19 protein-coding genes are annotated in these 21,826 nt (G+C 75.2%); 11 read left to right on the top strand and 8 right to left on the bottom strand.

What is annotated here, in order from left to right; genetic code table 11:
* Nucleotides 1-7 precede the first annotated feature (7 nt).
* Nucleotides 8-1,273, bottom strand: a complete 1,266-nt coding sequence (locus Q0795_RS08390; RefSeq protein ID WP_298888763.1) for an NAD(P)/FAD-dependent oxidoreductase — start codon at nt 1,271-1,273, stop codon at nt 8-10.
* Between the two features lie 274 nt (nt 1,274-1,547).
* Here Q0795_RS08390 and Q0795_RS08385 point away from each other — a divergent pair, with 274 nt between their 5' ends.
* Genes Q0795_RS08385 through Q0795_RS08360 form a run of 6 tightly spaced genes read left to right on the top strand, consistent with a single transcriptional unit; the run spans nt 1,548 to nt 9,174 of the window.
* Complete coding sequence (locus tag Q0795_RS08385; protein ID WP_298888762.1) at nt 1,548-2,789, top strand: glycosyltransferase; 1,242 nt, start codon at nt 1,548-1,550, stop codon at nt 2,787-2,789.
* On the top strand, nt 2,786-3,910 hold the full coding sequence (locus tag Q0795_RS08380) for a hypothetical protein (RefSeq protein ID WP_298888761.1): 1,125 nt from the start codon (nt 2,786-2,788) through the stop codon (nt 3,908-3,910). The genes Q0795_RS08385 and Q0795_RS08380 overlap by 4 nt, the downstream gene beginning before the upstream one ends.
* Nucleotides 3,907-4,821, top strand: a complete 915-nt coding sequence (locus Q0795_RS08375) for a galactosyltransferase-related protein (RefSeq protein ID WP_298888759.1) — start codon at nt 3,907-3,909, stop codon at nt 4,819-4,821. The genes Q0795_RS08380 and Q0795_RS08375 overlap by 4 nt, the downstream gene beginning before the upstream one ends.
* On the top strand, nt 4,818-5,936 hold the full coding sequence (locus Q0795_RS08370; RefSeq protein ID WP_298888757.1) for a glycosyltransferase: 1,119 nt from the start codon (nt 4,818-4,820) through the stop codon (nt 5,934-5,936). The genes Q0795_RS08375 and Q0795_RS08370 overlap by 4 nt, the downstream gene beginning before the upstream one ends.
* Nucleotides 5,933-6,844, top strand: coding sequence for a WcbI family polysaccharide biosynthesis putative acetyltransferase (locus Q0795_RS08365; protein ID WP_298888755.1), 912 nt, complete (start codon nt 5,933-5,935; stop codon nt 6,842-6,844). The genes Q0795_RS08370 and Q0795_RS08365 overlap by 4 nt, the downstream gene beginning before the upstream one ends.
* The gene (locus tag Q0795_RS08360) at nt 6,841-9,174 is read left to right on the top strand and encodes a glycosyltransferase (RefSeq protein WP_298888753.1); all 2,334 of its coding nucleotides are present in this window, start codon (nt 6,841-6,843) and stop codon (nt 9,172-9,174) included. Before Q0795_RS08365 ends, Q0795_RS08360 begins: the two co-directional genes overlap by 4 nt.
* Before the next feature lie 44 nt (nt 9,175-9,218).
* On the opposite strand, the gene Q0795_RS08355 is transcribed toward Q0795_RS08360, so the two are convergent.
* Nucleotides 9,219-10,598 (bottom strand): amidase, encoded by a 1,380-nt coding sequence (locus Q0795_RS08355; RefSeq protein ID WP_298888751.1) that lies wholly within the window; start codon nt 10,596-10,598, stop codon nt 9,219-9,221.
* A gap of 137 nt (nt 10,599-10,735) precedes the next feature.
* On the opposite strand from Q0795_RS08355, the gene Q0795_RS08350 reads away from it, so the two are divergent.
* The 4 genes from Q0795_RS08350 (at nt 10,736) to Q0795_RS08335 (ending at nt 14,304) form a co-directional block, all read left to right on the top strand.
* On the top strand, nt 10,736-10,927 hold the full coding sequence (locus tag Q0795_RS08350) for a hypothetical protein (RefSeq protein ID WP_298888750.1): 192 nt from the start codon (nt 10,736-10,738) through the stop codon (nt 10,925-10,927).
* Nucleotides 10,928-11,112: 185 nt separating this feature from the next.
* Nucleotides 11,113-11,889 carry a CHRD domain-containing protein gene (locus Q0795_RS08345; RefSeq protein ID WP_298888748.1) on the top strand — a complete coding sequence of 259 codons (777 nt, stop codon included), beginning with the start codon at nt 11,113-11,115 and terminating at the stop codon, nt 11,887-11,889.
* A 24-nt stretch (nt 11,890-11,913) separates the two neighbouring features.
* A complete protein-coding gene (locus tag Q0795_RS08340; protein ID WP_298888746.1) occupies nt 11,914-12,717 on the top strand; it encodes a class F sortase in 804 nt (267 codons plus the stop codon).
* A gap of 3 nt (nt 12,718-12,720) precedes the next feature.
* The gene (locus Q0795_RS08335; protein WP_298888744.1) at nt 12,721-14,304 is read left to right on the top strand and encodes a CopD family protein; all 1,584 of its coding nucleotides are present in this window, start codon (nt 12,721-12,723) and stop codon (nt 14,302-14,304) included.
* Nucleotides 14,305-14,353: 49 nt separating this feature from the next.
* On the opposite strand, the gene Q0795_RS08330 is transcribed toward Q0795_RS08335, so the two are convergent.
* From Q0795_RS08330 to eat, 6 genes are read right to left on the bottom strand one after another with little or no spacing between them, the layout of a single operon-like run.
* Nucleotides 14,354-15,205 (bottom strand): DNA-formamidopyrimidine glycosylase family protein, encoded by an 852-nt coding sequence (locus Q0795_RS08330; RefSeq protein ID WP_298888742.1) that lies wholly within the window; start codon nt 15,203-15,205, stop codon nt 14,354-14,356.
* Between the two features lie 38 nt (nt 15,206-15,243).
* On the bottom strand, nt 15,244-16,020 hold the full coding sequence (locus Q0795_RS08325) for a 3-oxoacyl-ACP reductase (protein ID WP_298888843.1): 777 nt from the start codon (nt 16,018-16,020) through the stop codon (nt 15,244-15,246).
* Nucleotides 16,021-16,060: 40 nt separating this feature from the next.
* Complete coding sequence (locus Q0795_RS08320; protein ID WP_298888741.1) at nt 16,061-17,422, bottom strand: aldehyde dehydrogenase family protein; 1,362 nt, start codon at nt 17,420-17,422, stop codon at nt 16,061-16,063.
* On the bottom strand, nt 17,419-18,213 hold the full coding sequence (locus Q0795_RS08315; RefSeq protein ID WP_298888739.1) for a gamma-glutamyl-gamma-aminobutyrate hydrolase family protein: 795 nt from the start codon (nt 18,211-18,213) through the stop codon (nt 17,419-17,421). Before Q0795_RS08315 ends, Q0795_RS08320 begins: the two co-directional genes overlap by 4 nt.
* Complete coding sequence (locus Q0795_RS08310; protein WP_298888737.1) at nt 18,210-19,574, bottom strand: glutamine synthetase family protein; 1,365 nt, start codon at nt 19,572-19,574, stop codon at nt 18,210-18,212. Before Q0795_RS08310 ends, Q0795_RS08315 begins: the two co-directional genes overlap by 4 nt.
* Complete coding sequence (gene eat, locus Q0795_RS08305) at nt 19,571-21,004, bottom strand: ethanolamine permease (RefSeq protein ID WP_298888735.1); 1,434 nt, start codon at nt 21,002-21,004, stop codon at nt 19,571-19,573. The genes Q0795_RS08310 and eat overlap by 4 nt, the downstream gene beginning before the upstream one ends.
* 110 nt (nt 21,005-21,114) lie before the next feature.
* On the opposite strand from eat, the gene Q0795_RS08300 reads away from it, so the two are divergent.
* On the top strand, nt 21,115-21,816 hold the full coding sequence (locus tag Q0795_RS08300; RefSeq protein ID WP_298888733.1) for an FCD domain-containing protein: 702 nt from the start codon (nt 21,115-21,117) through the stop codon (nt 21,814-21,816).
* Nucleotides 21,817-21,826 lie beyond the last annotated feature (10 nt).

Below are 21,826 nucleotides of genomic sequence, written 5' to 3'. Positions count from 1 at the left end.
TACGCCATCACCCCGAGCTGCGGGCGAGATCGCCCGCGCGACGCTGGAGGTAGCCCTCGGCGGCCCGCCGCCCGGAGACCATGGCGCCCTGGATGGACCCGGTGTCCAGGTGGTCGCCGGCCATGATGAGCCGCGGCTCGACCTCGAGCGACTCCCGCACGTTCAGCGGCGCGGGCTGGGCGGGCAGGGCGTAGTGGATGTCGTCGCGCCGGAGCAGCTCCCAGCCGTCGGTGGGGACGCCGTAGATCCCGGCGAGCTGAGCCGACACCTGCGCGTCGGTGACCGGTTCCTGCCCGGCTCGTAGCAGGCTGCTGGCCTCCACCAGGTGCCGCCCGGGCGGGGCGTAGGACGGGGCGGCGTTGCTCATGACCGCGGTGTTGATGACCGGGCCCGGGTCGGTCCTCTGGTCGATGACCAGCATCGCGTGCTCCGTGGGCGCCTCGTCCACCGCGAACCAGTGCGTCGTCACCCCCTTGCCGGGTGCCGTCTCCCGACCCGTGAGGGCGGCGGCAGCCTCTGCCCCCGTGGCCACCACCACGAGGTCCGCGGAGATCTGCTCACCGCCGGCGGTCTCCACCCGGCCCGGGCCGACCGAGACCACCTCGGTGCCGAGCTCGACGGGGTTGTCCAGCCCGGCCGCCAGCTGCTCGGGCAACGCCTGCATCCCGCGCTCGGGCAGCCCCGGCTTTCCCCGGGCGAACATGCGCGTGAGCATGTGGACGAAGGCGGTCGACGTGCTGCCGTCGTCCTCGAGGACGACGCCGGAGAGGAAGGTGTCGACCACCCGGCGCAGCGGTCCCTGCAGACCCGACCGGTCCATCGACTCCTGGCGCGAGGCGTCCTCGCGGTCGTTGCGCAGGGCCCAGTCCACGCCGAGAGCGGGCGCGGCCCAGCGGGCGAGCGCACCCAGGGCGGCGGGGTGCAACTTGCCCGAGCGCATGGTCTGGCCGATGAACTGGGGCTCGCGCCGCGGGTCGGCCATGACGAGGAGGGAGTCCGAGCGGTCGCTGCGGATCGCGAGGCCGGCGCGGAAGGACCGCAGGCCGAGGGCCTCGACGTCCACGTCCGGGCGCAGCGCCGGGTAGGCCGGGTTGAGGACCTGGAACCCCCGGTCCAGGAGGAAGCCGTCCACCTCGTCGGTCCGGATGCGTCCCCCGACGGCGTCGGACTGCTCCAGCACCCGCACGCCCACGCCGGCGGACTGCAGGGTGCGGGCGCACGTGAGCCCGGCGAGTCCGGCTCCGACGACGGTCACTTCGACAGATGAGGACATGTCCCTCAGGGTAGGACCGCGCACGCCGCACGTCATGTCGTGGCGTGTGGCCCCGGCCCGGACCACCGGGGCCGTGCAGGTCACGCCCCGGATCGTCCGTCCCCACGCCCACCAGGACGGGCGCCGTCGCGGCCGCCTCCGTCGCCAGGTGCCGGTCCAGACGGCGCGATCGCCGGACTCGGCCTATTGTCCAGACTGACGTTCGATGGTCGAGCATGCCGGCGCAGGCGCATGCCCACGTCACGTCGCCCACCCGATGACTGGAGGTTCTGCTATGCACGTCGTGGTCGTCGCCCACGCCCGACACCCGTTGGCCGAGCCCTTCGCCGGGGGCCTGGAGTCGCTAACGGCGCACCTCGTCTCGGGCCTCGCCACGCGGGGGCACCGGGTCAGCGTCTTCGCGGCTCGCGGCAGCCAGGAGATCCCCGGGGTGGACTACCTGTGGCCCGAGCGCCTGAAGCTCAGCGCCGCGGCCCAGACCGACGTCTCCATGCCCGAGGCGGGGTGGATGCAGCAGCACCACGCCCACCTCAGCCTCATGATGAACCTGGCCCAGCGCACGGACGTCGACGTCGTGCACACCCACGCCCTGCACTACCTGCCGGTGGCGATGGCGCCCCTGCTGCCCGCGCCGACGGTGCTCTCCCTGCACACCCCGCCGACGCCGTGGCTGGAGTCCGCGCTTCGGGCCGCCCAGGGCATACCGGGTCGGCAACCGGTCGTGACGGCCGTCAGCCGGCACACCGCCCGGGCCTGGTCGGACCTGGTCCGCCCCCAGCTCGTGCCGAACGGCATCGACACGCGGGAGTGGCGCGTCGGACCCGGCGGCCCGGCCCTCGTCTGGTCCGGGCGGATCACCCCCGAGAAGGCACCGCACCTGGCCGTCGCCATCGCCCGGCGCGCGGGCCTGCCGCTCGTGCTGGCCGGCCCGTTGTCCGACGAGACCTACGCGCGGGAGGTGCTGTGGCCGCTCCTGGGCGAGGGCATCACGTATGCCGGTCACCTGCGCACCTCCGACCTCGCCTCGCTCGTGGGACGCAGCGCGGCCGCGCTCGTCACCCCTGACTGGGACGAGCCCTTCGGCCTCGTGGCCGCCGAGGCCCTGGCGTGCGGCACCCCCGTGCTCGCGCTCGACCGGGGTGGCCTCGGCGAGGTCGTGGGGGAGCACGTCGGGCGGCTCGTCCCGGTGCAGGACCGGGCCGGCCGGCCGCTCCCGGAGACGGAGCTGGTGCGCACCGGCGCCGAGCTGCTGGGCGAGGTGCTGCAGCTCTCGCGCCCGCTGGCCCGCGCCCACGCCCTGGAGCACCACTCGGTGGACGCCATGGTCGACCGCTTCGAGCGGGTCTACGAGTCCGCCGCGCGGCTGGGCCGCCGCTCCCTGCGTCAGCCCCGCAGTGCCGGCAGGGCTCCGCAGCGGGCGGGCCGCAGGGAGCGCGCCCTCCTCGAGCGGACCGCGCACCCGCGGACCGTGGGGTCCCTGGCCCTCTCCGAGGCCGAGGCAGAGCCCGGCCGGTGATCGGCTACTACCTGCACCACCAGGGGTCGGGCCACCGGCGCCGCGCCACCGCCGTGGCCCGCCGCACCCGGCACGCCGTCACCGGGCTCGGCAGCGGCCCCGCCCCGGAGGGTTGGCCGGGCGACTGGGTCGAGCTGGCCCGCGACGACGACCCGCCGGTGTACCCCGAGGGGGCCGACGTCACCGCCCACGGGGTGCTGCACTGGGTGCCGCTGCACCACCCCGGCCTGCTGCGACGGCACGCGCAGCTCCTGGCCTGGCTCGAGCAGGCCGGCCCCGAGCTGCTCGTCGTGGACGTGTCGGTGGAGGTCAGCCTGCTGGCGCGGCTGTGCGGGGTGCCCGTGGTGGTGGGCGGGATGCCGGGGCGGCGCACCGACGCGGTGCACGCGCTGGCCTACGACGTGGCGGAGGCCATCCTCGCCCCCTGGCCCGCCGGCGCCCATCCCCTGGAGGACTGGCCGGCGCGATGGCGCCTCAAGACCTGGGAGGTCGGCGGGATCAGCGCGCTCGCCGGCGCACGGCCGTCCTCCACCGGCGCCCCCGCGCCCGCGGCGGCCGCCGCCCCTGCCCCGACCCGGGAGACCGGCGGGACCGGTCGGCAGGTGCTGGTGCTGTGGGGCCACGGAGGGGAGCCGTTGCGCCCCGCGCACTTGCAGGACGCGCGGTCCGCGACCCGCGGATGGACCTGGGTGGTCCGCGGTGGCGGGCACCCGCCGTCGCCGGACCTGCCGGGCGAGCTGTCCCGCGCCGACGTGGTGGTGTGCCACGCCGGACAGGGCGCGGTGGCCGACGTCGCGCTGGCCCGCCGTCCGGCGGTCGTGCTGGCCCAGACGCGGCCCTTCGACGAGCAGGTGGCGACGGCCGCCGCCCTGTCCCGCCTCGGGATCGCGGCGACGTCCGACGGGTGGCCCGACGGCAGGCGGTGGCCCGGGCTGCTGTCGCGCGCCCTCGAGCTCGGCGGGCAGGGATGGTCGCGCTGGGGGCAGGACGGTCCGGGCGCCGCCGCCGGCCACCTGGACGCGTTGGCCGACTCGCTGGCGCGGCCGGTCGGCGCCGACGCGGACGTGCCCCGCACCCCGACGGATCCTGCGGTCCGTCCCGGCGTGGAGCGGGGCGCATGAGCGTCGCGGTCCTCACCCTGGCGCACGGCCGGCACGACCACCTGCGCGGTCAGATCGCCGGGCTCGCCGGCGGCGTGCGCCGTCCCGACCTCCATGTCGTGGCGGCCATCGACGACCCGGACGTCGCCCGGGTGGCGCGGGAGGCCTGGGACGAGCACGACCGCCCCGACCGGCCCGACCCCCCCGCCGGCCCGGGCGCGGGACCCCGACCGGCCCCGGGGGCCGCCACCCCGCGGCTGCTGGTGGTCGAGGTCGAGGCCGACCCGCAGGGACTGCCGCTCGCCCTCGCCCGCAACACCGCAGCCACCACGGCCGTGCGGCACGGGGCGCAGACCCTCGTCTTCCTGGACGTGGACTGCATACCCGGTCCTGGCACGGTGGAGACGTATGCCGACGCGTTGGCCGCCCCGCGCGACGACGCCGGACCGCTGGTCCTGGGCGGGGACGTGGCCTACCTGCCTCCCCGGGAGCAGGGGTGGAGCAACCCGGCCGAGCTCGTGCGGCTCGGTGAGCACCGGCCCGACCGGGTGCGGCTGACGGCGGGGGAGCAGCGCCGGGAGCCCGACCTCACCCGGTTCTGGTCGTTGAGCTTCGCGACGACGGCCGAGGACCTTCAGGCGGTCGGCGGCTTCTGCACCGACTACGTCGGCTACGGCGGGGAGGACACCGACTTCGGCCAGCTGCTCGGTGCACGTGGCGGGAGGCTCGTCTGGGTCGGTGGGGCGACCGCCTACCACCAGCACCACCCCTCGTCCTCCCCGCCGGTGGCGCACCTGGCGGCGGTCGTGCGCAACGCGGGCGTCTTCGCCGACCGCTGGGGGTGGTGGCCGATGGAGGGCTGGCTCGAGGCCTTCCGCCGGCTCGGCCTGGCCGAGCAGGACCGGTCCGGGCGCTGGGTGGTGAGCGGGTGAGCCCGGTGCGGGTGCGGCACGTCCCCGCCGCCCATCCCTACGTCGAGCACGTGCAGGCGCCACCGACGGGAGCGTCCCCGCCCGCCGTGACGGTGCTCCCCGACCCGCCGGTGCCCGGGGCGCCCGCGGGCCGGTGGTGGCCGCACCCCGCGCTGGAGGAGGCGTGGGTGCGCGAGCACGCGCGCGAGCAGGACGTCCTGCACGTGCACTTCGGGGTGGAGGGGCGCAGCCTGCCCGAGCTGCGCGCCTTGCTGGACGCGCTGGCCGACCTCGGCCTTCCGCTCGTCCACACCGTCCACGACGTCGACCACCCCCACCTGCACGACCAGACCCACCACCGGGACCAGCTGGCCCTGCTCGTCGAGCGCTCCGACGGTCTGCTCACCCTCAGCGAGGGTGCGGCCGACCGCGTCGAGCAGGAGCACGGCCGCCGCCCGCTCGTCCTGCCGCACCCGCACGTGGTCCCGCTCGCGCTGCTCGACGGGCCACGCCCCGTGCACGAGGAGCTGCGCGTCGGGCTGCACCTCAAAAGCCTGCGGACCAACCTGGCGCCGATGCGGGTCCTGCCGGCGCTGCTCGAGGCCCTGCCGGACCTGCCCGCGCGAACCGGCCGCGCGACCGTGCTGGAGGTCCGGGCGCACCCCGAGGTGCTGGACCCGGGCTTCCCCCGGCACGACGAGGCGCTCGCCGGGCTGCTGCGCCGGCTACTCGACGACCCACCGCCGGGGGTCGAGGTGGTCGTGGGCCCACGCCTGGACGACGAGCAGCTCTGGTCCGCCCTGCAGAGCGTGGACGTCTCAGTCCTGCCCTACGCCTGGGCCACGCACTCGGGCTGGGTCGAGGCGTGCCGCGACCTCGGCACCTGGGTGCTCGCCCCGCAGGTCGGCCACCTCGAGGAGCAGGGCGGCGGGATGGTCCGGACGTGGGGGGCGCCGGACCGGGCGCCCTCGCCGTCGCGGCTCGCCGACCTGCTCGCCCGGTGCGCGGTCGGACCCCCCGCCCGCCCCGGCCGGGCGGCACGGTCCGCGCAGCGGCTCGAGCTGGCGCGACGGCACGCCCAGGTGTATGCCGGTGTCCTCGAGGGACGACGGATCGACGGAGGGAGCCCACCGTGAGCGAGGACGGACGGCGTCGCCACTACGGCGGCTTCTACGGGCTGGAGGAGCTGCCCGCGACCGGGCGGCCGCGGCTGGCGGTCTTCGGCAACTGCCAGGCCGAGGCGCTGCGGGTCGCCCTCGACACCGCCGACGTCCTCGACACCGTGCGGATGCCGCCGGTGCACGAGCTGGAGGAGGCGGACCTGGCCCACCTCGACCGCCTGCTGGCCTGGGTCGACGTCCTCGTCGCCCAGTCGGTGGCCGACGACTACCGGGGTATGCCGCTCGGCACGGACCAGGTCGCGACGCGGCTGCGACCGGGGGCGCGGGTGGTGGCTGCGCCCAACTACTTCTTCACCGGTCTCTACCCCGAGCAGGTGCTGGTGCGCCACCCGGACGTCGAGGACCCGCCCGTCGTGCCCTACCACGACGTGCGGCGGCTGGCGCGCGCCGCCGGGTGGGACGGTCCGTGGGAGGCGCCGGCCACGCTCGTGCGCGAGCTCGCCGCCGACTCGCTGGCCGAGCTCGAGCGGCGCGAGCGGGCGCAAGAGAGCCTGCGCATCAGCGACGTCGTCCGGACCGCCGGGGCCGCGGCCGGTCGGACCGTCGACCACCCCGGCAACGAGGTGCTGCTGGCGCTGGCCCGACGGGTGCTCGAGGACGTCCTGCCCGGTTCGGGCGCGGCCGTCCAGGATCCGGGGCGGGTGCTCCTCGCCTCCGTGGCCACCCCCCTGTCCCGCGGGGTCCTCGAGGCGCTCGATCTGCGCGGGGAACCCCGCGAGGGGTGGCTCGTGGACGGCGAGGCGGTCTCCGACGACGAGGTGGGGGACGCCCACGACGAGTTCTACGCCCGTCACCCGCGGGTGGTCGAGGTCGGGGTGCAGAAGAAGGAGGACCTGCTGCGGCGGTGGGGCTGGCGCCCGTGACCCCGTCGCTGGTCCACCTCGTGCCCGGTCCCGAGGAGCACGGTGTCGTGCGGCACGGGCTCGGCGTGCACGCGCACCTGGGGGAGGCCGAGCTCCTGCGGTGCGGCCGGCTGGACGAGCTCGCCGACGGTGCCGTCGCCGGGCGGGTGGTGCTCGCCCAGGTGACCGACCGGCTGCTGGCGTCCGCGCCGGGACAGGGGCTGGTGGAGTGGCGTCGGGTGCTGCGGGGGGCGGCCCGGGTGACGGTGGTGCTGCACGACCTGCCGCAGCGCTCGGACGGGCGCCACCGGCGTGGGCGCAGCGAGCTGTATGCGGGCTTGGCCGCCTCCGCGGACACGGTCGTCGTGGCGAGCGCGCACGAGCGGCTGCTGCTCGCGGCGGCGCTGCGCTGGGCCCGCCCTGACGTCGCCACCGCCGTGCTCGGGCGCACCCTGGTGGTCCCGCTGCCGGTCGAGCCCGACGCCGGCGCCGCGCCCCGACCCTCGTCATCGACCACCCCGGCACCCCTCACCGTCGTCACGCTGGGGTTCGTCTATCCGGGCAAGGGCCTCGAGGAGGTCGTGGACGCCGCTGCGTCGGCGGCCCGCGACCCCCGGCTGCGGGACCGCGCGGTCGAGGTCGTCAACCTCGGGGGCGCGTCGCAGGGCCACGAGGACCTGCTGGCCGCGCTGGCCGCGCGCGCCGAGGAGGCTGGGGTGCGCTGGCACGCCACCGGCTACGTCCCCGACGAGGCGCTGCCGGGTCTGCTCGCCGCGGCGACCGTGCCCGTGGCGGCGCACCGGCACGTGTCCGCGTCCGGCTCGGTGGCGACCTGGCTCGCCGCGGGACGACGGCCGCTGCTGCTCGACTCGAGGTATGCCCGGGAGCTCGCCGCCCGGCTGCCGGGGACCGTGCAGCCGGTCTCCGAGGAGCGGCTGGCCCCGACGCTCGCGGACGCGCTGGTCGAGGCGTCCTCACGGGACGGCGCGGACCCGACCTGGCTGCCCCCCGACGTGCGCCTCGGGCCCACCTGGGAGAGCGTGGGACGGCAGGTCGCGGGCCCGGCCCGGGAGCCGGCGGTCTCCGTCGTGGTGCCGTACTACCAAGACCAGGAGCTGCTCGACCTGCTCGTCGCGCGCCTGGGTGCCCAGACCGGGGTCCGGGGCGGTCTTGAGCTGGTGGTGGCGGACGACGGCTCGCCCCGGCCGCCCACCCTGCCCCCCACCCCGCACGGGGCGCTCGGGCGGATCCGGGTGCTGCGGCAGCCCGACGAGGGCTTCCGGCTCGCGGCGGCCCGCAACCTCGGCCTGGGGGCGACGGCGGGCCGCGTGCTGGTCCTGCTCGACGGGGACACCGTGCCCGAGGACGGCTACGTCGCCGCGCTGCAGCAGGCCTGCCTGGACGGTCCGACCCTCGCGGTCGGTCGGCGTCGCCACGCCGACCTGCGCCGCCATGCCGACCCGAGTGCGGAAACGCGCTGGCCCCCGTCCGCGGAGCTGCCGGCGCCCGCCTGGCTGGCCGAGGGGTATGCGCGGACGCAGGACCTGCGAGCCGCCGACGACACGTCGTTCCGCTTCGTCATCGGCGCGGTGCTGGGGGTGTCCCGTGCGGTGCTGGACGTCGTCGGCGGGTTCGAGGGTCGGCTCACCGGCTACGGCGGGGAGGACTGGGAGTTCGCGTGGCGGTGCTGGCTGGCGGGGGCGGACCTGCGGCACGTGCCCGACGCGGTCGCCTGGCACGACGGCCCGGACGTCGCCGGCCGCGTGGACGCCGCGGGTACCGCACTGTCGGGGGTCAAGAACGCCGAGACCGCCCGCCTGGCCCACCTGCTGCCCCACCCCCTCGTGCGCGGCCGGGGCTGGTGCTACCCCCAGCCGGACGTCGTCGTGGACCTCGACGTCCGGGGCTGGACGCCCGGCCAGGTCGTGCTCGCGGTGGAGTCGGTGCTGCGCCAGGGTGACGTCGGGGTCTGGCTGACCGGGACGGACGCCACGGCAGGGCAGGGGACTCCGGACCCGCGCGACGGCCTGCCGCCGGACCCCCGCGTCCACCCGGGTCGGCCACCGGCCGAGGTCCTCGCCAGGGCCCGGGTCGAGCTGCGGCTGACGCGGCCGGTCTGGGTGCACCGGCTGCCCTGGAACCCGTGGCCGGCTCAGGTGGACGTCCCTGACCCGTCCTGCGGACCGTGGACGGAGGACCCGGCGAGCGGCGCGCAGGTGCGGGTCACCCGTGGCACCGGCCGGGCCCGGCTGCTGGGCGGGTGGTCGGGCCCGTGCTTCCTGAGCGCCGACGCGGTGGAGAAGGTCCCGCCGGACGTGGTGGTCGAGCACTGGCGGGCCGCGCACCCCTGACCGCTCGCCCGTGGTCGTGGGCTCCGGGCCCTCCCCGACGCCGGTCAGCCGGGGGTCGGGCGGTCCGCCTCCAGCTGGTGCATGACCCGCAGCACCCCGAGGTCGTCGAAGGGCCGGCCGACGACCTGCACGCCCACCGGCTTCCCCTCGGCGGTCCGGGCGGTGTCGACCGTCCCGGCCGGTTGGCCGGTCATGTTCCACGGCATGGTGAAGTTGATGTGCCACATGCCGCGTCCGTCGTCGGGGTAGGGCATGGGCTGTTCGGCGGGGAACGCCACCCCGGGTGCGACCGGCGACAGGAGCACGTCCGGGTCGCCGGCGGCGGCCCACGCGGCGACCGTGCGGGCCTGCACCTCGGCGAAGCAGTGGTAGGCGTCCATGACCTCGGTGCCGGTGAGGTCACCCGCCCGGGTCACCCAGTCGGCGATGAAGGGCAGCACCCGGTCCTGCGCCTGCGGGTCGAGCCGGGAGAAGTCCGCCCAGGACCGCGCCTGCCAGAAGAGGTTGACCCCGTCCAGCAGGTCCTGGGTCAGCCACGGCCCGACCCTGCTCACCTGCGCACCCGCGTCGGCCAACCGCCCGGCGGCGCCCTCCACCGCGGCGACGACCTCGGGATCGGGCTCCATGCCATACCCGGCCTGCGTCCACACCGCGACGCGCAGCCCGGCGACGTCGAGGTCGAGGTCCTGCCACCGCGTCCGTTGCTCCGGCAGCGACGTCCAGTCGACCGCGTCCGGGCCGGCGAGCACCGACATGAGCAGGGCGCAGTCCCGGGCCGTGCGCGTCAGGGGCCCGGCGACCCGACCGAGGTAGGGCGCGTGCAGCGGGATCCGACCGGCGCTGGGCTTGAGGGTGGCCAGCCCCAGCCAGGTGCCGGGCAGCCGGACGGAGCCGCCGATGTCGGTGCCGACGTGCAGCGGGCCGTAGCCGCCGGCCGCCGCGGCGCCCGCGCCAGAGCTGGACCCGCCGGTCGTCCACGTCGGGTCCAGCGGGGAGCGGGTGATGCCGTGCCGGCTGGACACGCCGGAGGAGAGCATCCCCCAGTCCGGCATGACGGTGGAGCCGAGGACGACGAGCCCCGACTCGCGGCAGCGGCGGGCGACCGGGGAGTCGGTCTCCGGGACGACCGGCGTGACACCCGCGCAGCCCATGGTCATCGGCACCCTCGCGCGGGCGAGGTTCTCCTTGAGCGTGACCGGTATGCCGTCCAGCGGGCCGAGGGGACGTCCCTGCTCCCAGCGCAGCGCCGACGCCGCCGCCTGCTCCAGCGTGGTGTCGACCGGGTCGCGGACGGCGAACGCGTTGAGCTGCTCCTCCCGCTCGTCGACGACCTGCTGCACCTGGGTCACGACGTCGGTCGGGGAGAGCGAGCCGTCGGCGTACCCGGCGGCGAGGGCCGCCGCCGTGCGGGAGGGGTCGGTCATGGGCCGACGGTAGCCCGTCCCGGCGCCGGTCGCCCGGCGCCCCCGCCCCGGCCGGGTGATCCAGCCCGCACGCGGGTCGGCGCGGGAGTACGGTCGGAGTTGCTGCACCACCCACCGCCCTTCTCAGGGGAGCTGACATGAGCACCGAGAGCACCGAGCCTGGCCGTCCCGACCGCCCCTCCGACCCCGTTCCGCACGAGGACGCCCCGACGAGCCCGAAGAGCCCCGGTCCGCCGCCGGCGTCCGACCCGGCGAGGCGCGAGGACCCCGACCCGCACCGTCCGGACGAGGCGCCGACGGGGCCGGGTCCGCACGACCCGCCGGACTGAGGCCCAGCCGCGGCCGAGGTCCCGACGAGACGTGCGCGCCGCCGCGGGAGAAAAAACGTCGAACCGGTCCAATCCGCCCAGGCGGTCGGCACCGAATGCCTGCTGCAGCCCCTGCTTTCGGGGGTGTCCACCGCCTGTAGGCGCGCACGATGCCGTGCTGCGGGCCGAACAGAAGGAATGTCTCGATGAACTTCTCTCGCAAGCTTCTCGCCGTCCCGGCCGCTGGTGCGGCCGTCCTGATGATGACCGCGGCCCCGGCGCTGGCCTCGTCCACTGCCGGTGAGGGTATGGCTGACCTGCAGCCGGTGCCCGTCAACGACGCGCCCGGCTCGGGCTCGGCGATGATCACGATGAACGGCACCACGCTGGACTTCACCCTGGCCTACCAGGGCCTGCTGGCGGAGGCCCCGCACGCCGCGCACATCCACTACGCCGGGGACGCGGCCAACATGTGCCCCACGGCCGAGGACGACGCGGACGGCGACGGCTTCCTCACCACCACCGAGGGCGCGCCCTCCTACGGCGGCATCAAGGTGTCGCTGACCACCGAGGGCGACACCAGCCCGGACTCGGGCCTGGCGGTGGACCGCTTCGGCGTCGGTGACGACGTCAGCTACTCCCGCGGTGGGGTCGAGGTCGACCAGGAGACCGCGGACGCGCTCGCCGACGGTGAGGCCGTCGTCGTCGTCCACGGTGTGGACCACGACGGCAGCGGCGCCTACGACGAGGGCGACCGCGGGATGTCCGACCTGGACCCCGCCCTGCCCGGTGAGGCGACCGACCCCGCGCTGTGCGGTGTCGTCGAGGTCTCCCAGATGGGTGGCGTGCCCGGTGGTGGTGTCGAGACCGGTCAGGCTCCCGTCGACGGTCAGAACCTCGGTCTGATCGCTGCCGGTGGTGTGGCCCTCGCCGCGGGTGGTGCGCTGCTCGTGTCGCGTCGTCGCAGCGCCGACCAGGGCTGACCGCGAGCGGACCAGGACCAGCTGATGACTGACGACGTCGGGCGGCCGGGCGCGCACCGTGCCGCCCGGCGTCGCGGTCGCCTGCTGCCCACGGCGACCGCCCTCGTGCTCCTGCTCGGGGGCGGCACCGCCGTGGCGGTCGGGGCCTCCGGGCCCGCGCCCGCCCCGGCCCCCCCGAGCCTGGCCGAGAACCCCTCCGTCAGCAGCGTCCCGGCGCCCGCGGCGCCGGCCGGCCGGCCCGACGCACCCACCCCGGATGCCGACGACACCGACGACCCCGGCGCCACGCAGGACTCCAGCCCCGAGGACGCCGCCGCCGGCGCCGAGCAGGACGCCGCGGCCGCCGGGCCGGAGGATGCCGCCGAGGAGCCACCGTCCCCGGTCGCCCAGCCCGCCTCGGTCTCCATCCCCGCCATCGGCGTGACCTCGCACCTGCTGCACCTCGGGCTCGACACCGAGGGTGCGCTCGAGGTCCCCCAGGGAGACGACTACGACTCCGCCGCCTGGTACGACGGGTCCCCCCGCCCGGGCCAGGACGGCCCCGCCGTCCTCCTGGGCCACGTCAGCGGCGCCGCCGGCCCCTCCGTCTTCTTCGACCTCGCCCGCCTGCAGGTCGGCGACACCGTCGAGGTCTCCCGTGCCGACGGCAGCACCGCGATCTTCGAGATCTACGACCTGCAGCAGTTCCCGAAGGACTCCTTCCCGACCGCCCAGGTCTACGGCAACACCCCTGGACCCGAGCTGCGTCTCATCACCTGCGGCGGCACCTTCTCCGACACCACGGGCCACTTCGACGACAACGTCATCGTCTTCGCCCGCGAGGCGTGACCGGTGGCCCTGTCTCCCCTGGAGCGTCCCCCCACGGGCCGCCGGGACGCTGCGGTCGAGGACGCGCGTGAGCTCGGGCGGCCGTCCGCCCGCTCGCTCGCTCCCGCAGCGCCGTGGTCTCCCCGGGTCCGCTCAGCCGCCGCGGTCCTGGTCGCCGGGCCCCTCGTGGTCCTGGTGGTCGCCCTCGTCGTCGGTGGCGGGACGCCGAGCCCGCCCCCCGGAGGCCTTCCCGACGCGGGTGCCCTGACCGGCTGGGGACTGCCGGTGGCCGACCTGGCGGTCCGGGTGCTGGCCGTCCTCACCATCGGTCAGCTGCTCTTCCCCGCGGTGCTCGCCCCCCGGGGCCCCGCGGGGCCCTCACCGGGGTCCCTGGGGTCGCTGCGCGGTGCCTCCTGGACGGCCTCCGGCTGGCTGGCCGCCGAGCTGGTGGCCCTGGTGCTGACGGTGAGCACGATCTACGGCGTGCCGGTCTGGCGGCTGTCCACCCAGTCCGTGCTGGCGGTGCTCACCGCGCTGCCGGTCGGCCGGGCCGCGCTGGACGTGACCGTCCTGCTGCTCCTGGTCGCGGTCGGCAGCTCCGTGCTGGTCCGTGGGCACCCGCGCGGGGTCCGCCCGACGGCGGGGGTGCTCCTGGCTGCCGCGTGCGGGGCCGTCCTCCTCCCCAGCGTGCTGGCCGGCCACTCGGCGGCGGCCGACCACCACGTGCCCGCCGTGCTGGCGCTCTCGGTCCACGTCCTCACCGCGAGTCTGTGGGTGGGTGGTCTCGCGGCGCTGCTGCTGCACGGGCGTGGGCGGGTCGAGAGCGTCCTCGCGGTGCGCCGGTTCAGCGCCCTGGCCCTGGGTTGCGTCCTGCTGCTCCTGCTGTCCGGGGTGGCGTCGGCCCTGCTCGTCGGTGGCACCCCCTCCTGGTCCTGGGCCGGCGAGGGGTGGGTGCACCTGCTGGTCGCCAAGAGCCTGCTGCTGGCCGTCCTCGCCCTCCTGGGCGCGCAGCACCGCCGGGCCGCCCTCCCGGCGCTGACGGCCGGCAGGCCCGGGGCCTTCGTGCGTCTGGGGGTCGTGGAGGTCGCCCTGATGACGGTGACGGTCGCGGTCTCGGTGGCGCTCGGCGCGTCCCCGGCCCCCGTCTCGTCGCCCGGTCCGGAGGTCGGTGCCCCGCAGAGCGCCGCGCCGGCGGACCCCGGGCCGCAGGCGGAGGCGCCGGGAACGGACCGGGACGAGGGCGTCCCGCAGGGCGGGGACGACCCCGCGGGGGCCGAGGACGGCCCCGACGCGGGCCCTGTCGTCGAGGACATGAGCGGGCACGACCACGGCGACCTGTCGGTCACCGTCCTCGTGGACGACGAGCGCTTCCACGTCACCGCGGCCGTCCGGCCCGGTCAGCGGGTCACCGTCTACAACAGCAGCGACGCCGCCGCCACGCTCACCGCGGACGGCTCCGGCACGGCCTTCGACGTCGACGTCCCCGCCCGGACCTTCGTCACCTTCGAGGCGCCCGACCAGGAGGGCGACTACGCCTTCGTCAGCCGACCCGACGGGGCCGACGTCGACGGCTTCGCCGACACCCTCCTGGTCCGCACGGACCCCTGACACCCGGGCGAGGTCCGGCGGCAACCCGACCCGCGCGGCAGCCCCACCCTCAACCGTGCAGCACCTGGCAACCGGGGCACCAGTAGGCCGTCTGCAGGCCCATCCGCTCGGCGCGGACCGTCTCTCCGCAGCGTGGGCAGGGCCGGCCACGGCGCAGGTAGACGGCGTAGCGCCGGCGCCAGCGGGGCACGGACGCCCCGCGGGTGAGCAGGTCCCGCGCGTCGCTGAGCTGCCGGGGGTCGGTGACGATCCAGCCCGCTCCGAGTCCGACCGCCATCAGGTCGATGGCGTCCCGCCACAGCGCCTCCAGCGCCGCGACCGGGACCGCCCGGCCGGGCGAGTGCGGGTCGATCCGGGCCCGCCACAGCAGCTCGGCCCGGTAGACGTTGCCGATGCCGGAGACGACTCCCTGGTCGAGCAGCAGCACTCCGAGCGCCCGCCGTGAGCGGTGCAGGCGAGCGACCGCCGCCTCGGGGTCGGCGTCGTCGCGCAGGGGGTCCGGGCCGAGCCGGTCGTGCAGCGCCGCCACCTCCTCGCCGTCCAGCACCTCGCAGATGGTCGGCCGGGTCACCTCGAGCCGGTAGGTGGCCGTGAGGAACCTCCAGGCCAGACCCTCAGGCGTCGGCGGGTCGGTCCGGGGCAGACCGTCCGCGCCGAGGGCCCGCCGGTGGCGACGCACCGAGACGCGACCGTGCATGCCGAGGTGGAGGTGCACCGTCGACGGGGAGTCGGCCAGCCGGACGAGCAGGTGCTTGCCGTGCGCCTCGGCGCCCCGGACCGCCAGCCCGTCGAGGACGGCCGGGTCGAAGGCCTCGCTGGGCGGCCCCGAGGACCGCCCCGGCTGACCGACCAGCCGGCGCACCCGCGCAGCCATCCCGTGGACGGCGTGACCTTCGGCCATGGGCTGAGCGTAGGCGCACCCTCCGCCGCCCGCCGCGGTCAGTCGGCCAGGGGCGTGACGTAGGCCGAGCTGATCCCGCCGTCGACGAGGAACTCGGCCGCCGTCATGAACGAGCTGTCGTCGCTGGCGAGGAAGGCCACGGCTGCGGCCATCTCCTCGGGCCGGCCGAAGCGCCCCATCGGCACGTGCACCAGCCGCCGCTGCGCCCGCTCGGGGTCGGAGGCGAAGAGCTCGGTCAGCAGCGGGGTGTCGACCGGCCCGGGGCACAGCGCGTTGACCCGGATGCCCTCGCGGGCGAACTGCACGCCGAGCTCCCGGGTCATCGACAGCACCCCGCCCTTGGAGGCGGAGTAGGAGATCTGCGAGGTCGCCGCCCCCATGACCGCCACGAAGGAGGCCGTGTTGATGATCGACCCGCGACCCTGCTCGAGCATGTGCGGGAGCACAGCCCGGCAGCACAGGTAGACGCTGGTGAGGTTGACCTCTTGGACCCGCCGCCAGGCGTCCAGGTCGGTGGTGAGGATCGAGTCGTCCTCCGGCGGCGAGATGCCCGCGTTGTTGAAGGCGATGTCGATGCCGCCGTAGGTCTCCTTGGCCGTGGCGAACAGCCGCTCCACCTGCTCGGCGTCGGTGACGTCGGTGCGGACGAAGAGCCCGCCGAGGTCCTGCGCCAGCGCCTCGCCGACGGACTGCTCGCAGATGTCCGCGAGGACCACGCGGGCGCCCTCGGCAGCCAGGCGGCGGGCGGAGGCCAGGCCGATGCCACTGGCGCCTCCGGTGACGACGGCGACCCGGCCGGCCAGGCGCTGGGTCAGGTCGATGCTCGTGCTCATGTCGTGCCTCGTTCCTGGTCGGTCAGTCGCCGGTGGCGATGAAGACGGTCTTGGTCTCGGTGAAGGCGTCCAGCGCGTGCGGTCCCAGCTCGCGGCCGAGCCCGGACTGCCCGAAGCCTCCGAAGGGGGTGTTGTACCGGACGGAGGCGTGGCTGTTGACGGCGAGGTTGCCCGCCTCCAGCCGCCGCGCGACCCGCAGCGCCCGTCCCACGTCTCGCGTCCAGATCGAGCCGGCGAGCCCGTAGGCCGTGTCGTTGGCGATCCGGAGCGCGTCCTCCTCGTCGCGGAAGGGCAGCACCGAGATCACCGGCCCGAAGATCTCCTCGGTGAAGGCGGGGTCGTCCTCGGCCCGGGTCCGCAGCACGGTGGGCGGGTGCCAGAAGCCGGGGCCGTCCGGGGCGCTGCCCTGGAGGAGCACCTCGGCGTCGCGGACGTAACCCGCGACCGTCTCCCGCTGGCCGGCGGAGATGAGCGGGCCCATACCGCTGGCGTCGTCGCCCGGTGGTCCGCACACGAAGCCGCGCACCGCGGGCTCGAGCCGCTCCAGGAAGGCGTCGAGCACCTCGGCCTGCACGAGCAGCCGCGACCGGGCGCAGCAGTCCTGGCCGGCGTTGTCGAAGGCCCCGCCGGGCGCGGCCGCGGCAGCCGCGTCGAGGTCGGCGTCGGCGAAGACGATGTTGGCGTTCTTGCCGCCGAGCTCGAGGGTCACCCGCTTGACCTGGTCGGCGCACCCGGCCATGACCCGCTTGCCGACGGCCGTCGAGCCGGTGAAGACCACCTTGCGGACGAGCGGGTGGGTGACGAAGCGCTCGCCGACGACCGACCCGGCGCCCGGGAGCACCTGCAGCACGCCCTCGGGGATCCCGGCCTCCAGGGCCAGCTCGGCCAGCCGCAGCGCGGTGAGCGGGGTCAGCTCCGCGGGCTTGAGGACCACGGTGTTGCCGGCGGCGAGCGCCGGCCCGATGGCCCACCCGGCGATCGGCATGGGGAAGTTCCACGGCACGATGACCCCCACCACCCCGAGCGGCTCGGCGAAGGTCATGGCCACGCCACCGTCCACCGGGATGGTCTCGCCGCCGGGCCGCTCCGGGGCGCCGGCGTAGTAGGCCAGCACGTCACGGACGTTGCCCGCCTCCCAGCGCGCGTTGCCGATGGTGTGGCCGGCGTTGGCGACCTCCAGCCGGGCCAGCTCCTCGACGTGGTCGTCGACGACCGCGGCGAAGCGGCGCAGCAGCCGCGCACGGTCGGCGGGGCTCACCTCGCGCCAGGTCTGGTAGGCCCGGTAGGCCGCCTCGACGGCGGCGTCGGTCCGCTCCTCGTCGGCGAGCTCGAGGGTGGTGATGACCTCCTCGGTGGCCGGGTCGACGACATCGGTGGTGCTCATGCGGTCGATCTCTCCTCTCCTGCTGCGGGTCTGGACATCGGTTCCCGGTGCCCGTCCCCCGGATGGCTGTGTCCACGCCGGGGGGTGGTGGTGCGGGTGGTGGCCTGGTGGACCAGGGCGTGGAAGAGACGGCGGTCGGCGGGGTTCTCCTCGGGGTGGAACTGCACGCCGACCGCCCAGCCAGGGGCCTCCGCCGGCTCCAGGGCCTGCACCACCCCGTCGGCCGAGCGCGCCGTGACGACGAGCCCGTCGGCGACCCGGTCCACCCCCTGGTGGTGGTAGCACGGCGAGGCCGCCTCCGGCCCCAGGACCTCGGCGATGCGGGACCCGGGCTCGGTGCGGAAGGTCACCTCGCCGAAGATGCCCGGGCTCGGCTGGTATGCCGTGTGCCCCAGCCGGTCCGGCAGGTGCTGGTCGAGCGTGCCGCCCAGGGCGACGTTGAGCACCTGGACCCCGCGGCAGATCGCGAGCAACGGCACCCCCCGCTGCAGGGCCGCGCGCGCCAGCGCGAGCTCGGGGGCGTCGCGCACCGGCTCGGGCGCGGTGCTCGGGTGGGGTGTCCCGGCGTACTGCGCGGCGTCGACGTCGGCCCCGCCGATGAGGACCAGCCCGTCGAGCACGTCCAGCACCGAGGGGTCGGACCCCACGGGCGGCAGCAGCAGCGGGGTGCCGCCGGCGGCGGCGACGCCCTCCACGTAGACGGCCGGCACGATCGCCGCGGGCCGTCGCCAGACTCCCCAGGCCGCCTCCTTGTAGTAGGTGGTCAGCCCGATCCGTGGGCGGTCGGTCACAGGCGCTCGAACCCCCGCCGCAGCTCCCAGTCGGTGACGGCCGCGTCGAAGGCGGTGATCTCGATGTCCGCCATGTTGACGTAGTGGTCCACCACGTCCTGCCCGAAGGCCTCCCTGGCCACCTCGGAGGCGGCGAAGAGGTCACGGGCCTCGCGCAGGGTGTGCGGCACGAGCGGCGCGTCGGACTCGTAGGCGTTGCCGGTCATCATCGGCTCCAGCTCGAGCTCCTGCTCGATCCCGTGCAGTCCGCCGGCCATCATCGCCGCGACCGCGAGATAGGGGTTGCAGTCCCCACCGGGCACGCGGTTCTCCATGCGGGCGCCGGAGCCCTCGCCCACGGTGCGCACCGAGCAGGTGCGGTTGTCCTGCCCCCACGCCACGGCCGTGGGCGCGAAGGAGCCCTGGGCGAAGCGCTTGTAGGAGTTGATGTTGGGGGCGTAGAAGAGGGTGAACTCGCGCATCGTCGCGAGCACGCCGGCGATGAAGTGGTCGTAGAGCGCGGTGCGCCCGCCCTCGTCCCAGAAGACCGTCGACCCGTCCAGCCCGCGCAGCGAGAGGTGGATGTGGCAGGAGCTGCCCTCCCGCTCGTTGGGCTTGGCCATGAACGTCAGCGACTGACCGAGCTGGGCCGCGATCATCTTGGCGCCGGTCTTATAGACGCTGTGGTTGTCGCACGTGGTGACGACCTCGTCGAAGAGGAAGCCGATCTCGTGCTGGCCGAAGTTGCACTCGCCCTTGGCCGACTCGACGGTCATGCCGGCCTGGTACATGTCGCTGCGGATGCGGCGCAGCAGCGGCTCCACCCGGCCCGAGCCGATGATCGAGTAGTCGACGTTGTACTGGTTCGCCGGGGTGAGACCGGTATACCCCTTGGACCAGGCCTCCTCGTAGGAGTCGCGGTAGACGACGAACTCCAGCTCGGTGCCGGCGACCGCCGACCACCCGTGCCCCGCCGCGCGCTCGACCTGGGAGGCCAGCATGGAGCGCGGGGACATGGGGACCGGGGAGCCGTCGGTGAGCGCGAGGTCGCACTGCACCATCACCGTGCGCTCCAGCCACGGGACCCGGCGGATGGTGTCGGTGTCGAGGGTGAACTCCATGTCGCCGTAGCCCGCCTCCCAGGAGGAGATGGCGTAGCCGTCGACGGTGTTCATCTCGGGGTCGACGGCCAGCAGGTAGTTGCACCCCTCGACCCCGTGCCCCAGCGCGTGCTCGACGAAGTAGGGGGCGTGCAGGTACTTGCCCTGGAGCCGGCCCTGCATGTCGGTGAAGGCGACGATCACCGTCTCGATGCTCTCGTCGGCGACCCCCGCCCGGAGCTGGTCCACGGTGAGCATGCGCTCGCTGCGGGGGTGGGTCATCGCAGGTCTCCTTCGGCTGAGCTGATCTGGTCGAACTCTTCCTCCGGGGCGGAGGAGACGAGGTGGTGGCGGCTGTAGAACCAGAAGTAGGCGACGAACGCGGCGAAGACGGCGGCCGTGATGCCGGCGGCCAGGATGTCGACGACGAAGGTGGCGATGACGGCCACCACGCTGAGGACGAGCGCGATGCCGGTCGTCACCGTGCCTCCGGGGGTGCGGTAGCCGCGCTCGAGATCGGGCTCGCGGCGCCGCAGCACGATGTGCGACAGGTTGAGCAGGACGTAGGACACGGTGGCCCCGAAGACCGCGATGTTGATGAGCAGGGCGCCGTTCTGCGTGATCGCGGCGAGCAGGAAGCCGATGGTGCCGGGCACCAGGAGGGCCACCCAGGGGGTCTGGCGCGACCCGGTGAGCGACAGCACGCGGGGCAGGTAGCCGGCGCGGGAGAGGGCGAACAGCTGCCGGGAGTAGGCGTAGATGATGGAGAAGAAGCTCGCGACGAGCCCCGCGAGCCCGGCGTAGTTGACGAACCCGGCGATCGCGGAGTCCTCGCCCAGGGCCGTGCGCAGGGCCAGCGGCAGCGGGTTGTCCGAGTCGCGCACCGTGTCCGCCCCCGCCGAGCCCGGCACGAGCAGGAGCATGAGGGCGGCGAAGACGAGCAGGACGCCCATGGCGACGATGATGCCGCGGGGCATGTCGCGCTTGGGGTCCGAGGTCTCCTCGGCCGCCAGCGGCACACCCTCGACGGCGAGGAAGAACCAGATGCCGTAGACGAGCGCCGCGAGCGCCCCCGCGAAGCCGTAGGGCAGGAAGCTGCTGGCCCCCGCGGCGTCGGTCGCGGCGATGTCGAAGAGGTTCTCGACCCGGAAGTGCGGCAGCAGGCCGACGACCGTCGCCAGCAGGGCCAGGACGGCGACGGCGGTGATGGCGAACATCACCTTGAGCGCCTCGCCGACGCCCCACACGTGCAGCCCGATGAAGATGAGGTAGGCGACGAGGTAGATCGGCCAGCCGTTGGTCAACCCGAACAGCCCCAGGGCCTCGACGTAGCCGCCGATGAACACGGCGATGGCGGCGGGCGCGACGGCATACTCGATGAGGACGGCCACGCCGGTCGCGTAGCCCCCGAGCGGGCCCAGCGCCCGCCGGGCGAAGCCGTAGCCGGCGCCCGCGGTGGGCAGCGTCGAGGACATCTCGGCCAGCCCGAGGACCATGCAGGTGTACATCACCGCCATGAGCACCGTGGCGATGAGCAGGCCGCCCCAACCCCCCTCGTCGATGCCGAAGTTCCAGCCCGCGAAGTCACCGGAGATGACGTAGCTGACCCCCAGGCCGGCGAGCAGCACCCAGCCGGCAGCCCCCTTCTTGAGCTGCCGGTGCTGGTGGTAGTCCTCGGCGACGTTCTGGTAGTCGACCCTGCGCTTGGCCATGGGGAAGCCTTCCCTGAGATCAATGGATCAGGTGTGGTCCATTGGTGTGGGTCGAGTCTGGTGGGGTCCGGGCGACCCCGTCAAGGGGTCCAGCAGCCTAGGTTGGACGTATGTCCTCCTCAGAGCCACCGTGGGTGCGGCCGGTGCGCAGCGGCAACGTCTTCGAGGAGACGACCGAGCACCTGCTCCGGCTGCTGCACCTGGGCACCTTCCCGCCCGGGGCCAAGCTGCCGGCCGAGCGGGAGCTGGCCGAGTCGCTGCGGGTCTCGAGGACCACCCTGCGGGAGGTCCTGGGCGAGCTGCAGAAGGCGGGCTACGTCACGGTGAGCCGCGGCAGGTACGGCGGCACCCACGTCGCGTCCACGCTGCCCCCTCGTCGGGGGGAGGGGGCGCTGGACCCGGCGGAGGTCGACGACCTGCTCACGGTGCGAGCCATCGTCGAGCCCGCCGCGGCCGGACTGGCCGCCGCCCGGGACCTCGCGGTCGAGCAGCGGGATCGGCTGCGGGGCGTGGCGGCGGACTGCGCCGCGGCCGGGGTGGAGCAGTACCGCCCGCTCGACGCCCGGCTGCACCTCACCCTGGCCGAGCTCAGCGGCTCGCCCAGCCTGGCCGGGGTCGTGGCCGATGTCCGGGACCGCGTCACCGGCATGCTGGACCGCATCCCCCTGCTGCCACCCAACCTCGTCCACTCCACCGTCCAGCACGAGACGGTCGTGGCGGCGGTCCTGGCCGGCCGGCCCGCGGAGGCGACGGAGGCCATGCGCGAGCACCTGGAGGGCACGGCCTCCCTGCTGCGCGGCTTCCTCGCCTGAGCGCGGGCCG

Source organism: uncultured Serinicoccus sp., from assembly GCF_947487915.1.
In the GTDB taxonomy this organism is placed as follows: domain Bacteria; phylum Actinomycetota; class Actinomycetes; order Actinomycetales; family Dermatophilaceae; genus Ornithinicoccus.
The sequence above is the reverse complement of the archived record's forward strand: the minus strand, read 5'-3'. Positions and strand labels throughout refer to the sequence as shown.

What these genes read in the sequence shown, in the direction of transcription:
- Q0795_RS08390 (WP_298888763.1), bottom strand. Translation starts at nt 1,273, where the DNA reads ATGTCCTCATCTGTCGAAGTGACCGTCGTCGGAGCCGGACTCGCCGGG.
- Q0795_RS08385 (WP_298888762.1), top strand. Translation starts at nt 1,548, where the DNA reads ATGCACGTCGTGGTCGTCGCCCACGCCCGACACCCGTTGGCCGAGCCC.
- Q0795_RS08375 (WP_298888759.1), top strand. Translation starts at nt 3,907, where the DNA reads ATGAGCGTCGCGGTCCTCACCCTGGCGCACGGCCGGCACGACCACCTG.
- Q0795_RS08355 (WP_298888751.1), bottom strand. Translation starts at nt 10,598, where the DNA reads ATGACCGACCCCTCCCGCACGGCGGCGGCCCTCGCCGCCGGGTACGCC.
- Q0795_RS08350 (WP_298888750.1), top strand. Translation starts at nt 10,736, where the DNA reads ATGAGCACCGAGAGCACCGAGCCTGGCCGTCCCGACCGCCCCTCCGAC.
- Q0795_RS08345 (WP_298888748.1), top strand. Translation starts at nt 11,113, where the DNA reads ATGAACTTCTCTCGCAAGCTTCTCGCCGTCCCGGCCGCTGGTGCGGCC.
- Q0795_RS08340 (WP_298888746.1), top strand. Translation starts at nt 11,914, where the DNA reads ATGACTGACGACGTCGGGCGGCCGGGCGCGCACCGTGCCGCCCGGCGT.
- Q0795_RS08330 (WP_298888742.1), bottom strand. Translation starts at nt 15,205, where the DNA reads ATGGCCGAAGGTCACGCCGTCCACGGGATGGCTGCGCGGGTGCGCCGG.
- Q0795_RS08320 (WP_298888741.1), bottom strand. Translation starts at nt 17,422, where the DNA reads ATGAGCACCACCGATGTCGTCGACCCGGCCACCGAGGAGGTCATCACC.
- Q0795_RS08310 (WP_298888737.1), bottom strand. Translation starts at nt 19,574, where the DNA reads ATGACCCACCCCCGCAGCGAGCGCATGCTCACCGTGGACCAGCTCCGG.
- eat (WP_298888735.1), bottom strand. Translation starts at nt 21,004, where the DNA reads ATGGCCAAGCGCAGGGTCGACTACCAGAACGTCGCCGAGGACTACCAC.
- Q0795_RS08300 (WP_298888733.1), top strand. Translation starts at nt 21,115, where the DNA reads ATGTCCTCCTCAGAGCCACCGTGGGTGCGGCCGGTGCGCAGCGGCAAC.